We start from the raw sequence: 13,318 nt of genomic DNA on the forward strand, positions 1-13,318 counted from the left end.
GATGTTTTAAAGATTGTCTGACAAAGAAAATATTTGAGCATTTTTGCAAATCTAGAGGTCGGTTTTGCTAATGGCCTAGTGATCTATCTCACTTAATTTGATCCTCAATCTATGTGTTTTTACTTTAATCGACATGAAGTCAATGAACGGTAAACACCCAAATTGAGAGCAAAACCATGAGCGCTTTTCAACCGATAAAAAAAACTTTAGCACGCGTATTTGCAGGCCCTGTCTTTGACCCAACAAAACAGTCTGCCGTTGTACCTATTCGTCATATGAAATTTGATTTCGAACCAGAAAAAATTGATCCAAAATTTTATATGAATGCAGAATTGGCCAGTGCCTATTTTGCATCTTTATCTATTTTCTTAACCCGTGGCGAAGATTTGGTGATTGATACTGCTCGATATCATCGCGACTTTATTCAAGATCCTGTATTAAGACAACGTGTCACGTCGTTGATTGGGCAAGAGGCTATTCATTCACGTATGCATGAAGAAATGAATGAAGCGTATCGCGCAAGAAATCTGCCTGTGCAATTTTTTAGAAAGTTAGAACACTACGTCTTTGCCTATGGTTTTGAACGTATGCCACAGCCAATGAAGTTATCCTTAATGGCAGCAATTGAGCATTTCACCGCAGTGCTTGCGGAATACATGATGAATCATGAAGAAATCTTTTTTAATTCAATAGATGAAAAGCAGCGCGCCATTTGGATGTGGCATATGTTGGAAGAGTCTGAACACAAAGACATTGCCTATGATGTTTATCAAGAATTATCAGGTAATTATGCTTTACGTATTGCTGGCTTTTTCCCGGCATTAATTACCATTTTGGGTTTGATTTCAATTGGTGCATCGATTGTCCCTTTCTACAGAAAGCCATCAAATTTGATTAGCCTAAGCTACTGGAAAGATGTTCCGCGCAGTTTCCAGCTGATTTTTGGTCTAAGAGATGGTGTTTATGGCAGTAGCCTCGGGCATATTTTTGACTATCTACGACCAAGTTTTCACCCAAATGATCATGACACTTCTGCATTTCTTGAATATTACAAAAAGCGTTTTCTGAACCCTGTTGATGGTGTGTTAACACCTTATTTTGTCAAAGAATTTACCCCAGCATTAAAACGATAAAAGGACAAAACCATGGGTCTATTTGGAAAAAAGAACAAGCCAAGTGAAAATGCCTATGCGGTGGTCACTGGTGCAGGCAGTGGTATTGGGCGAAGCTTCGCTTTGGAGTTGGCACGTCGTGGCGGAACAGTGGTCTGTGCCGATATTCATTTAGAGGCAGCACAAGAAACGGTGGATCAAATTCAATCCATGACCTCATCAAATGCTTATGCAGTGCAGTGTGATGTAGGTAAAGCTGAAGAAGTAAAAGCATTGTCAGAGCAAACTGAGCAGTTGATGGGACATGCTGTGACCTTGGTGATCAACAATGCAGGCGTCGGGCTGGGTGGTAAATTTGATGAACTGAGTCTAGATGACTGGCAGTGGTGTATGCATGTCAATTTGTGGGGGGTGGTGCATGGCTGCCATTATTTTGTACCCAAGCTGAAACAAAATAAGCTGGGCGGCGCGATTATTAATGTTGCTTCTGCTGCAGCATATACTGCTGCACCAGAAATGACAGCATATAACGTGACGAAGTCGAGTGTGTTGGCATTGTCTGAAACTTTATCGGCAGAGCTCCGATCGGCAAATATCCGTGTGAATGTACTGTGCCCAACCTTGGTGCCGACCAACATTATGAAAAATGGTCGCTTGCCTAATCGATATTCAGGCTTGGCTGATCAACTGCTGATGAATCATGCATTTACGACGAGCCACGATGTCGTCAATTTGACATTGAATAATTTAGATGCTGGGAAGTTGTATACCATTCCGCAACCTGATGCCAAATTATTTTGGTGGTTAAAGCGTCTATCCCCGCAAACCTATACCCGCTTATTGGGGGTGGGTTATCCCTTATTTAACAACTATATTAAAAAGTCGGGAGCAAAAGCATGAACATGCCGACACAATTACATGACGAAGATGTAAAAGCATTAGATCAAGAGAAAACTCAAACTAAAAAGGCAACAACGCAAACTAATGCACGTCGTCCTGTAACGTCTTCTGCCAAAGCAAAAAAAGCAGTACAAGACCAATCAGAGTCAGAGCCTAGCCTAGAAAAACCAAGCGTAGAAAATCAAGTGCGTGTCTACGATACCATTGTGATTGGTGCGGGGATATCAGGTTTAGCTGCTGCTCATCAAATGAATGAACGGGGTTATACCGATTATGTGGTTTTAGAAAAAGCCAATCGCGTGGGAGGAACATGGCGCGACAACACCTATCCAGGTTGTGGATGTGATGTTCCTTCGGCGTTGTATTCTTTTTCATTTGCGCCGAGTCATAAATGGAGTCATTTATTTGCCAAGCAACCTGAGATTCTGAACTACTTAGAGGATGTGGCAGAGCAGCATGGGCTTTATCGTAACATTCAGTTCAACTGTGAATTGATTGCAGCGGAATGGAATGAGGAATTAAAGCAATGGCAATTGGAGACGAGCAAAGGTAAGTATGCGGCGAGAACGGTAATATTTTCCACTGGGCCGATTACTGAACCGCAAATTCCAAAAATTAAAGGTATTGAAAGCTTTGAAGGTGAAATGTTCCATTCTGCGCGATGGAACCATGCCTATGACTTAACAGATAAACGTATTGCAGTAATTGGTACGGGGGCATCTGCGATTCAGTTCATTCCTCAGATTCAACCTATTGCCAAAAATGTGGTGGTGTTTCAACGGACCGCACCATGGGTATTACCAAAAGCAGATTTACCACTGAATGACCGTGCGAAAGGCATCATTACCCGTTTTCCGACTGTTCAAGAAACTTGGCGCAAAAGTGTGGCTAGTATATTAAATGGTATTAATTTAGGACTGCGTAATCCTTCGCTTTTAGAGCCTGTGAATTATTTGGGTCGTCAGTTGTTGAAAACACAAATTCAAGATGCTGAATTACGTGAAAAAGTAACACCAAACTTTTCTATTGGTTGTAAGCGTCTTTTATTTGCCAATAACTATTATCCTGCTTTGCAGCAAGCCAATGTCGAACTTGTACCATATGGTTTAGTTGAAATAGAAGGTAATACTGTTATTGCTGCGAATGGTGAACGTCATGAAGTCGATGTCATTATTTGGGGCACAGGTTTTGAAGTTTCTCATCCGCCGATTGGACAACGTGTAAAAAATGCCAAAGGGGAATTATTGTCAGAACTTTGGAAAAACAGCTCTCCTGAAGCATTTTTGGGTACCAGTATCGCGCAAGTACCTAATGCCTTCTTGGTGCTCGGGCCAAATATTTTGGTTTATGACTCATTCATTGGGATTGCAGAAGCACAGGTTGGGTATATCGTCGATGCCTTGGTAAAAATGAAACAAGAGAAGATACAACGGCTTGAAATTAAGCCAAATGTATTGGCCTATCACAATGCAAAAGTACAGACGCATTTACAGACTACAGTCTTTAATAGTGGCGGTTGTAAGAGTTATTACTTAGATGCCAATGGGCGCAATTTTGCAGCTTGGCCGTGGTCACTGAAACAGTTAAAGCAGCGTCTTAAACAGGTAGACTTGGCAGACTATGAGACGGTTGCTTAGAGAAGGTTGCTTAATAAAAGTTATTTAACTCAATAAGCCAAAATAAAGCATCATCAATATTTAAACCTTTTGTTTACAGCCTAATTTCTACGTGGAATTAGGCTTTTTTTATGACGCTATCTGATGAAACAGTGTGAGATTTTCTAGAAAATGGCGATTTAAAATACATTCAGCAATATACACCATACTTTATAGCTTGTGATGCATCGTTTTATCTAATGATTGAGTTGGAAAATTCAGTCAGATGGGGCTGTTCAATAGCGCAAAATAATTCTAGCTGCATAAAAAAACCGCCCCAAAGGGACGGTTTTTAGATTCGCACAATTCTTTCGAATTAACGACCTTGGATATCGCGTTGAGTTTCGCCAGTGTAAAGCTGACGAGGACGACCGATTTTGTAAGGTGCGCTATGCATTTCTAACCAGTGGCTGATCCAACCAACAGTACGTGCAAGAGCGAAGATTACGGTAAACATTTCTGTTGGGATACCAATCGCTTTAAGGATGATACCTGAGTAGAAGTCTACGTTAGGGTATAGGTTACGTTTGATGAAGTATTCGTCAGAAAGCGCAATACGTTCAAGTTCCATAGCCAAAGCAAGTTGTGGATCGTTGATACCAAGTGCAGTTAACACTTCGTCACAAGTTTCTTTCATTACTTTCGCACGTGGATCGAAGTTTTTGTAAACTCGGTGACCGAAGCCCATAAGTTTAACTTCTTTAGTTTTCACTTTTTCCATGAACGGAGCAACGTTTTCTACAGTGCCGATTTCGTCAAGCATCTTAAGAACAGCTTCGTTCGCGCCGCCGTGAGCAGGTCCCCATAGAGCCGCGATACCCGCAGCGATACAAGCGTATGGGTTAGCGCCAGTAGAACCAGCAAGACGTACTGTAGAAGTAGACGCGTTTTGTTCGTGGTCAGCATGAAGCGTGAAGATACGGTCCATTGCTTTAGCAAGAATAGGGTCAACTTTGTAATCACGGTCTGCAGGAGTAGCAAACATCATGTACAAGAAGTTTTCTGCGTAGCTTAAGTCGTTACGTGGGTAAACGAATGGTTGGCCTACTGTGTATTTGTAAGTCCAAGCAGCTAAAGTAGGAACTTTAGCGATTAAGCGAATAGCAGTGATTTCGCGGTGGTCAATGTTTTCAACATCGAAACCGTTGTGATAGAACGCAGAAAGCGCACCAACAACACCACACATGATCGCCATAGGGTGAGCGTCACGACGGAAACCATTGAAGAAACGGCCAACTTGATCGTGAACCATAGTGTGGTTACGAACTTTAGCATCGAATTCTTGTTTTTGTTCAGCAGTAGGAAGCTCGCCGTTCAAAAGAAGGTAGCAAGTTTCTAAGTAGTCTGCTTTAGTAGCAAGCTGGTCGATTGGGTAGCCACGGTGTAGAAGAACACCTTTACCGCCGTCAATGAAAGTGATTTTAGATTCACAAGCAGCCGTTGAGACAAAACCAGGATCAAAAGTAAAGTGACCTGCGGCCAACACATCTTTAACGTCAATTACATCTGGGCCTAGAGTGCCACTGTAAATTGGTAAGTCAATTTCTTTGCCATCAAGCTGTAAAACGGCTTTTTTGCCAGTTGCTTCAGACATTCAATAGATCTCCTGTCCTGGTGAATGTTTTATCTGACTCAGTACTAATCTTTTAATGCGAGAATCAGACAGATCAAAAATTTGCTCTAAGATTAGAGGGAACTGAAATTTTGTCAATTATACTTATGGATATAAATTGAGGATCATTCCTTGAAATGAAGCACAATTCATACGCTTAAAAAATGAGTAAAATCACAGTGCCGACGCAGTATAATAAGTCAATTTGCAGGGGAGGTGCAGATTAAAAAAAGCCTATTGCCTTAATTGTAAGCAATTTTTAATTCTTAAAAACTCTGAAACAAATATGAATTACAAGACCGCTATTTCATTAAATTATTATAATTTTCGTAACTTACATACATCTGTGGCTCTAAATTGCTTTTTTCTTATTCATAATTAAAACGACTTAATCGTACTTAAAAAAAAGTTCGTTTGGTTAAAAAATAGTTAATTAAACGCCTTTAAAGGATCAATAAATGAGCATTTTTGTCATTGGAAAGGTAAAAAATGGCGTTTTATTAAACAGATTTGCTGTTGCTAAGATTTTTATGCACAGACTAAGTACTTATTTCGTTTCATGATCTTTGAGTTTTATTATTTGAGAAAATGATGCACATTTATTTTTATGATTATGGCTTGGCGAATGTGTTGGAAGATTTTAAAATGTAGTGGGAAAAGAAAGATTTAGATTTGTTCATCTTTAGTCTAAAAGTTTAAATCGCCATATACACACAAAAACAATAAGTGAGATTTACATTTAACTGATTAAAACCAACAACATAGTATGATTTTCTTAGATAAATAAGGTATTTGTTTTTAGAAAAGTTATTGTTAATGATTCTTATTTAAGGATATTTTGCAAAATTCCTAATTGTCTTCGTTTGTGTTTTGAAAGTTCACGTTTTATAATTCCCTGTCGTTTATAAGATCAGACAGCTGCAGAGTTTATTATATTGTAATGTCTGACTATGCTAGCTTTCCTACGAATTAATTCCAACAAACTCCGGATGGAGTTTTTACTTACAGGATGCCCGCTGTGAAAAGCAACAGACCTGTCAATTTGTCCATGGGTCAAGTTTTAGACGTAAACTTAAAATCCCCTGTGGCTATTGCATCAATTTTACACCGTCTATCAGGTGTTATCGTATTTTTACTCGTACCGGTCCTTCTTTGGATTTTAGACAAATCCTTATCTTCACCTGAAGGTTTTGCGCAAGTTCAAGCTGTGTTTGATAGCTTTATTGTGCGTTTTGTCGTATGGGTATTTGTAGCCGGCTTAATTTATCACCTTATCGGTGGTATCAAGCATCTATTTGCAGATCTTGGCGTTGCTGAAGAACTTCAAAGTGGTCGTATCGCAGCTACTATTTCATTGATCTTGTCTGCAATCGGTATTGTTGCAGCATTTGTATGGATTGTTCTCTAATGAAAAGTGCTACAGGTTTAACAGGATCAGGTTCTCGCGATTGGTTTATCCAGCGTGTAAGTGCCGTTGTATTGGCTGTTTATACTATTGTTGTACTGGGCTGGATCCTTTGCAATAGCGGATTCACTTTTGAGCAATGGTATGGCTTTATGATGACAACACCAATGAAGATTATGTCTTTATTGTCTGTCTTATCTCTTGTTGCGCATGCTTGGATTGGTATGTGGCAAGTATTCACTGACTATGTGACTACTCGTCAAATGGGTCCTTCAGCAAACGGTCTGCGTTTAGTGCTGACTTCTGCAGTGATTGTTGCAGTATTTGCATACGCGATCTGGGCGATCCAGATTTTTTGGGCAAATTGATAGGAAAATATCATGGGCGCTATAACCCCTAAAGAAGATTACACAAATATTCCACACCTAACTTTCGATGCAGTCATCGTTGGTGGTGGTGGTTCAGGTATGCGTGCTTCTTACCAACTTGCTCAAGCTGGTTTGAAAGTTGCTGTACTGACTAAAGTATTCCCAACTCGTTCACACACTGTTGCAGCGCAGGGTGGTATTGGTGCATCTCTTGGTAACATGCAAGAAGATAACTGGCACTACCACTTCTACGATACAGTTAAAGGTTCTGACTGGTTAGGTGACCAAGACGCAATTGAGTTTATGACTCGTGAAGCGCCTCAAGTTGTATATGAGCTTGAACACCTAGGTATGCCATTTGACCGTAACGCTGACGGTACAATTTACCAACGTCCGTTTGGTGGTCATGCTGCGAACTATGGTGAAAAACCAGTTCCACGTGCATGTGCTGCTGCCGACCGTACAGGTCACGCTCTTCTTCATACGCTTTATCAAAGCAACGTGAAAATGGGTACTCAATTCTTCGTTGAATGGATCGCACTTGATTTGATCCGTAATGAAGAGGGTGATGTGCTTGGTGTGACAGCAATTGACCAAGAAACAGGTAAAATTGCAGTATTCCAAGGTAAAGCAACATTGTTCGCTACTGGTGGTGCTGGTCGTGTTTACCGTGCATCTACTAACGCTTATATTAATACTGGTGACGGTCTTGGTATGGCAGCTCGTGCAGGTATTCCATTACAAGATATGGAATTCTGGCAATTCCACCCAACAGGTGTTGCGGGCGCAGGCGTATTGTTGACAGAAGGTTGTCGTGGTGAAGGTGCGATCCTTCGTAACGATGCTGGTGAGCCGTTCATGGAACGTTATGCTCCGACATTGAAAGACTTGGCACCTCGTGACTTCGTATCACGTTCAATGGACCAAGAAATTAAAGAAGGTCGTGGCTGTGGTCCTAAGAAAGACTACATCTTGCTTGATATGACGCATCTTGGTGCTGAAACAATCATGAAACGTCTTCCATCTGTATTTGAGATTGGTAAGAAATTCGCGAACGTTGACATCACTAAAGAGCCAATTCCTGTAGTACCTACAATCCATTACCAAATGGGTGGTATTCCTACAAATATTCATGGTCAAGTGGTTGTTCCTGTATCTCGTGAAACTGAAGCTTTGGTTGCGAACTACAATAAAGAAACTGGTGTGTACTCACACAATGCGGGTGACCGTGATTTTACTAAACCAGTGAAAGGTTTCTATGCAATTGGTGAATGTTCATGTGTATCTGTACACGGTGCTAACCGTCTAGGTACAAACTCATTGCTTGACTTGGTTGTATTTGGTAAAGCTGCTGGTGAACATATTGTTGACTATGTAACTAAACACCACGGTGATGAATATGCACCGCTTCCTACAACTGTTCTTGAAAAAACTTTGAATCGTGTTCGTCATCTTGATGAATCAACTTCTGGTGAAAATGCTCAAGAAGTTGCAGATGCAATCCGTGACATCGTTCAAGATCACGCTGGTGTATTCCGTACATCTGCACTTCTTGAAGAGGGTGTGAAACAGATTCTTGCGCTCGAACCACGTGTACGTAACATTCACTTGAAAGACAAATCTAAAGTATTTAATACAGCGCGTGTTGAAGCTCTAGAAGTTGAAAACCTGTATGAAGTTGCGAAAGCGACACTGATTTCTGCGGCTGCACGTAAAGAATGTCGTGGTGCGCATACAGTGGTAGATTTTGAATTACCGCCTGATCATGCTGACTACCCATACGGTCGTCGTGATGATGAGTGGATGAAACACACTTTATGGTTCTCTGTAGATAACCGTCTTGAGTACAAACCAGTACGTTACAAGCCTTTATCTGTAGATGCTATTCCGCCTAAACCACGTACATTCTAATTGGGAGAAGTAAGATGAGTAGAGGTACTCGTACATTTAATATCTACCGCTACGATCCTGATAAGGATGCAGCTCCGTACATGCAAACTTTTAAACTAGAGTTGACTGATAAGCATCGTATGTTGCTTGATGCACTTCTAGCATTAAAAGTTCAAGACGAATCATTAACATTCCGTCGTTCATGTCGTGAAGGTATTTGTGGTTCTGATGGTGTAAACATTAATGGTAAAAATGGTTTGGCGTGTCTTTGGAACCTAAACGACTTACCAGAAGTGATCACAATTCGTCCACTTCCAGGTCTTCCAGTAATTAAAGATTTGGTTGTAGATATGAATCAGTTCTACGATCAGTACAATAAAATCCATCCGTTCCTAATCAACAATCAGCCTGCGCCTCCTAAAGAGCGTTTGCAGTCTCCTGAAGAGCGTGAACATTTAGATGGTTTGTACGAATGTATTCTTTGTGCATGTTGTTCAACTTCATGTCCATCATTCTGGTGGAACCCAGACAAGTTCTTGGGTCCTTCAGCATTGTTGAACGCATATCGCTTCATCATTGACTCTCGTGATACAGCAACTCAAGAGCGTTTGGCTCGTCTTGACGACCCATTCTCATTGTTCCGTTGTAAAGGTATCATGAACTGTGTATCTGTATGTCCTAAGGGCCTTAACCCAACTAAAGCAATCGGTCACATCCGTAATATGCTTTTAGATCTTGGTTAATAGATTTAGCAGTAAAAAGAAGCGCACCATTAGGTGCGCTTTTTTGTCATATATAAAAGTGATGATGGTGAAAGTTATTCGCTGTCATTGCAGAGTGCTATAAATGGATTTCATAGAAACGTAGTGAATTAAAAGTATAAAGTGATAGATAAATGGTTATTTATTGATGAAACGCTCGTTCAAGTCTGTCAAAAGGATTAGAAGATGTTATTATGTAACGTAGTAAAAAGAGAGAGGATAGGAATGTCAGCTCTCTTTTGTTTTTGTATATGAGATGAGGTAAAAATCGTACGTAGACTTTTGTCTTAATTGAAAGATCATTTTATATGTAGCACCATATCATAGATGAAAATACGAACAGTGTATTTCGCTAATTTATGAGAGGTATGTGTCAAAAAAATCAATTGAAAATGCTCGAACGTGTTAGCATTTAGAGTATCACTATATGTAAAAAATGACTTTGAATTGGGTACATTTTTTCTACAATTTAAGCGCTGTAGAAGGTATATAAATGTTAATAAAGTCGTTTTAGAAAAGATAATTGCGAAAAAATTATTTTTTCTAAGATGATTTGCAAAAATTGCCCGATTTATATCGGGTATTTCTCAATGAGTAATGATGCCGCTGAGGGCGTTATTGTTCATTAATCACATTGGGTAATCCTAATGTAGTGATAACGCCTCAAGGCTTAAGCCTAATGGGGACTAATGTCATATTACCAATTTGACATTACTAATCATGGGTTCGCTTAAAAAGCATCCTGAAATGTTTTGCAATAGGAAATGGGTCCACAAATGCAAGAAGTTGCTGACGCACTGCGTCTTGACACTGAACTTAGCGCTGACAGTGCAGCGTATATTGAAGAACTTTATGAGCAGTATCTAACGGCTCCAGACTCAGTAGAGGCTGATTGGCGTGAATACTTCGATAAATTCCCGAAAGGTGATCAACCACATAGCAATGTACGTGAGCAATTCCTATTATTAGGCCGTAATTCAAGCCGTGTTCAGCCTGTAGTGCAAAGTGCAGTAAGTTCTGAGCATGAACGCCGTCAAATCGGTGTATTACAGTTGATCGCTGCATACCGTAACCGTGGTCATCAAAACGCAAAATTAGATCCACTTGGTCTTGCAAAACGTGAAATCGTGCCTGATCTAGATCTTGCTGCGCACGGTCTAACGCAGTCTGACTTAGATACTGTATTTAATACAGGTAACCTTGCAATCGGTAAGTCTGAAGCAACACTTGGTGAAATGGTTCAAGCAATGGAAGCAACTTATACTGCTTCGATTGGTGTTGAATACATGCACATTGTTGATACAAAAGAAAAACGTTGGATTCAACAACGCCTTGAAGGTACTCGTGGTCAATTTGGCTACACTGCAGACCAGAAAAAACACATCCTTGAACGTCTAACTGCAGCTGAAGGCCTAGAAAAATACCTTGGTAACAAATTCGTTGGTGCGAAACGTTTCGGTGTTGAAGGTGGTGAATCTTTCATTCCTATGGTGAATGAACTTATTCAACGCGCAGGTTCAGTAGGCTGTAAAGAAGTGGTTATCGGTATGCCTCACCGTGGCCGTTTAAACCTTCTTGTAAACATCATGGGTAAAAACCCAGCTGATCTATTTGGTGAGTTTGAAGGTAAATCTCTGCATAAAAAAGGCTCTGGTGACGTTAAATACCACCAAGGTTTCTCTTCAAACGTAATGACTCCGGGTGGCGAAGTTCATTTGGCATTAGCGTTTAACCCATCACACTTAGAAATCGTTGGACCTGTAGTAGAAGGTTCTGTACGCGCACGTCAAGTACGTCGTAAAGATATCGGTGGTGATGATGTATTACCAATCATCGTTCACGGTGATGCTGCATTTGCAGGTCAAGGTGTAAACCAAGAAACCTTCCAAATGTCACAAACTCGCGGTTATACCGTGGGTGGTACAGTTCATATCGTTGTAAACAACCAAGTTGGTTTCACAACGTCTGACCCACGTGATGCGCGTTCTACAGAATACTGTACTGACATCGCGAAAATGATCCAAGCACCGATCTTCCATGTGAACGGTGATGATCCTGAATCTGTATTATTTGTTTCTCAATTGGCACACGATTTCCGTCATACATTCCGTAAAGACGTTGTAATCGATATGTTCTGCTACCGTCGTCGTGGTCATAACGAAGCCGACGAGCCAGCTGCAACTCAGCCAATGATGTATCAAATCATCAATAAAAAAGCGACTACACGTACGCTTTATGCTGACAAGCTTGTACAAGAAGGTGTTCTTGATCGTGCTTCTGCTGATGCAATGGTTGAACAGTATCGTTCTGACCTTGAAGCAGGTAAACACGTTGCAAATGCGTTGGTACTTGAGCCAAATACAAAAATGTTTGTGGACTGGAAACCTTACCTAGGCCACGAATACACAGACAAATGGGATACCACTTTCCCAATCGAACGTCTAAAAGAGCTTGGTGCGAAAATGCGCGAGCTTCCAGAAGGCTTCGTGATGCAACGTCAGGTTGCTAAAGTGATTGATGACCGTCTCAAAATGCAGACTGGTGAAATGCCATTGAACTGGGGTGCTGCTGAAACATTAGCTTACGCGTCTCTTCTAGATGAAGGTTTCCTTGTTCGTTTAACAGGTGAAGACGTTGGTCGTGGTACATTCTCACACCGTCATGCAAAACTTCATAACCAAGTAGATGGTTCAACTTACATTCCATTATGTAACTTGAAAGAAAACCAACCACGTACAGCTATTTATGACTCATTATTGTCAGAAATGGCGGTTCTTGCATTCGAATACGGTTATGCAACGACTCTTCCGAAGAGCCTTGTCATTTGGGAAGCGCAATTTGGTGACTTCGCAAACTGTGCACAGGTTGTAATCGATCAGTTCATCGCGTCTGGCGAAACTAAGTGGGAACGTGTATGCGGTCTGACTATGCTTCTTCCACACGGCTTTGAAGGTCAAGGTCCTGAGCATTCATCAGCTCGTTTAGAGCGTTTCTTACAGCTATGTGCTGAAGAAAACATGCAAGTGATCACACCGACTACACCAGCGCAGATTTACCATGCGATGCGTCGTCAAGCACTTCGTCCAATCCGTAAACCAATGATCGTGACTTCACCGAAGTCTCTTCTTCGTCACAAACTTGCAACGTCTACTTTAGAAGAACTTGCAAATGGTTCATTCCAAACTGTGATTGATGAAATCGACAATATCAACAAGTCAGACGTAACTCGTCTAGTGCTTTGTGGTGGTAAGGTTTACTACGACTTACTTGAAAAACGTCGTGAAAAAGAATTGAACAACACAGCAATCGTTCGTATTGAACAATTGTATCCGTACCCAGAAGCACGTCTTGCTGAAGTTCTGGCACAATATCCAAACATTAAAGAATTGGTTTGGGCTCAAGAAGAACCGAAGAACCAAGGTGCATGGTTATTCATCGCTCCGCGTCTGTATGACGACGTGATGAAAGCAGGCAAACAAGTTCGTATTAGTTATGCAGGTCGTGAAGCTTCTGCTGCACCGGCTTGTGGTTCACCATATTTGCACGCAAAACAACAAGCTCAGCTCGTAAATGATGCTTTAGCTATCGTAGCTGAATAACAGGAGATTCTTAATA

At 40.9% G+C, this 13,318-nt stretch carries 9 protein-coding genes; 8 read left to right on the plus strand and 1 reads right to left on the minus strand.

Annotated elements, in window-relative coordinates; translation table 11 throughout:
• The first annotated feature begins 176 nt into the window (after nt 1-176).
• The 3 genes from FTT99_RS12765 to FTT99_RS12775 are packed head-to-tail and all read left to right on the plus strand — an operon-like array spanning nt 177 to nt 3,649.
• Complete coding sequence (locus FTT99_RS12765) at nt 177-1,133, plus strand: metal-dependent hydrolase (protein ID WP_180161565.1); 957 nt, start codon at nt 177-179, stop codon at nt 1,131-1,133.
• A 12-nt stretch (nt 1,134-1,145) separates the two neighbouring features.
• On the plus strand, nt 1,146-2,012 hold the full coding sequence (locus FTT99_RS12770) for an SDR family NAD(P)-dependent oxidoreductase (protein WP_180161567.1): 867 nt from the start codon (nt 1,146-1,148) through the stop codon (nt 2,010-2,012).
• Nucleotides 2,009-3,649, plus strand: a complete 1,641-nt coding sequence (locus tag FTT99_RS12775) for an NAD(P)/FAD-dependent oxidoreductase (protein WP_180161569.1) — start codon at nt 2,009-2,011, stop codon at nt 3,647-3,649. Before FTT99_RS12770 ends, FTT99_RS12775 begins: the two co-directional genes overlap by 4 nt.
• Before the next feature lie 334 nt (nt 3,650-3,983).
• Here FTT99_RS12775 and gltA read toward each other — a convergent pair whose 3' ends face one another.
• Nucleotides 3,984-5,261, minus strand: a complete 1,278-nt coding sequence (gene gltA, locus FTT99_RS12780) for a citrate synthase (protein ID WP_078189909.1) — start codon at nt 5,259-5,261, stop codon at nt 3,984-3,986.
• Nucleotides 5,262-6,288: 1,027 nt separating this feature from the next.
• On the opposite strand from gltA, the gene sdhC reads away from it, so the two are divergent.
• From sdhC to FTT99_RS12805, 5 genes are all read left to right on the plus strand, one after another.
• Nucleotides 6,289-6,687 carry a succinate dehydrogenase, cytochrome b556 subunit gene (gene sdhC / locus FTT99_RS12785; RefSeq protein ID WP_078192993.1) on the plus strand — a complete coding sequence of 133 codons (399 nt, stop codon included), beginning with the start codon at nt 6,289-6,291 and terminating at the stop codon, nt 6,685-6,687.
• Nucleotides 6,687-7,052, plus strand: coding sequence for a succinate dehydrogenase, hydrophobic membrane anchor protein (gene sdhD, locus FTT99_RS12790; protein ID WP_078192992.1), 366 nt, complete (start codon nt 6,687-6,689; stop codon nt 7,050-7,052). Before sdhC ends, sdhD begins: the two co-directional genes overlap by 1 nt.
• Before the next feature lie 12 nt (nt 7,053-7,064).
• The gene (gene sdhA, locus FTT99_RS12795) at nt 7,065-8,963 is read left to right on the plus strand and encodes a succinate dehydrogenase flavoprotein subunit (RefSeq protein WP_078192991.1); all 1,899 of its coding nucleotides are present in this window, start codon (nt 7,065-7,067) and stop codon (nt 8,961-8,963) included.
• 14 nt (nt 8,964-8,977) lie between these two features.
• Complete coding sequence (locus FTT99_RS12800) at nt 8,978-9,685, plus strand: succinate dehydrogenase iron-sulfur subunit (protein WP_078189905.1); 708 nt, start codon at nt 8,978-8,980, stop codon at nt 9,683-9,685.
• Nucleotides 9,686-10,479: 794 nt separating this feature from the next.
• The gene (locus tag FTT99_RS12805; protein WP_180131616.1) at nt 10,480-13,302 is read left to right on the plus strand and encodes a 2-oxoglutarate dehydrogenase E1 component; all 2,823 of its coding nucleotides are present in this window, start codon (nt 10,480-10,482) and stop codon (nt 13,300-13,302) included.
• Nucleotides 13,303-13,318 lie beyond the last annotated feature (16 nt).

The organism is Acinetobacter sp. YH12040 (genome assembly GCF_013420005.1).
Taxonomy (GTDB): Bacteria; Pseudomonadota; Gammaproteobacteria; order Pseudomonadales; family Moraxellaceae; genus Acinetobacter; species Acinetobacter amyesii.

Bases quoted from the DNA above. Each gene is read 5' to 3' on its own strand.
- FTT99_RS12765 (WP_180161565.1), top strand. From the start codon at position 177: ATGAGCGCTTTTCAACCGATAAAAAAAACTTTAGCACGCGTATTTGCA.
- FTT99_RS12770 (WP_180161567.1), top strand. From the start codon at position 1,146: ATGGGTCTATTTGGAAAAAAGAACAAGCCAAGTGAAAATGCCTATGCG.
- FTT99_RS12775 (WP_180161569.1), top strand. From the start codon at position 2,009: ATGAACATGCCGACACAATTACATGACGAAGATGTAAAAGCATTAGAT.
- gltA (WP_078189909.1), bottom strand. From the start codon at position 5,261: ATGTCTGAAGCAACTGGCAAAAAAGCCGTTTTACAGCTTGATGGCAAA.
- sdhC (WP_078192993.1), top strand. From the start codon at position 6,289: ATGCCCGCTGTGAAAAGCAACAGACCTGTCAATTTGTCCATGGGTCAA.
- sdhD (WP_078192992.1), top strand. From the start codon at position 6,687: ATGAAAAGTGCTACAGGTTTAACAGGATCAGGTTCTCGCGATTGGTTT.
- sdhA (WP_078192991.1), top strand. From the start codon at position 7,065: ATGGGCGCTATAACCCCTAAAGAAGATTACACAAATATTCCACACCTA.
- FTT99_RS12800 (WP_078189905.1), top strand. From the start codon at position 8,978: ATGAGTAGAGGTACTCGTACATTTAATATCTACCGCTACGATCCTGAT.
- FTT99_RS12805 (WP_180131616.1), top strand. From the start codon at position 10,480: ATGCAAGAAGTTGCTGACGCACTGCGTCTTGACACTGAACTTAGCGCT.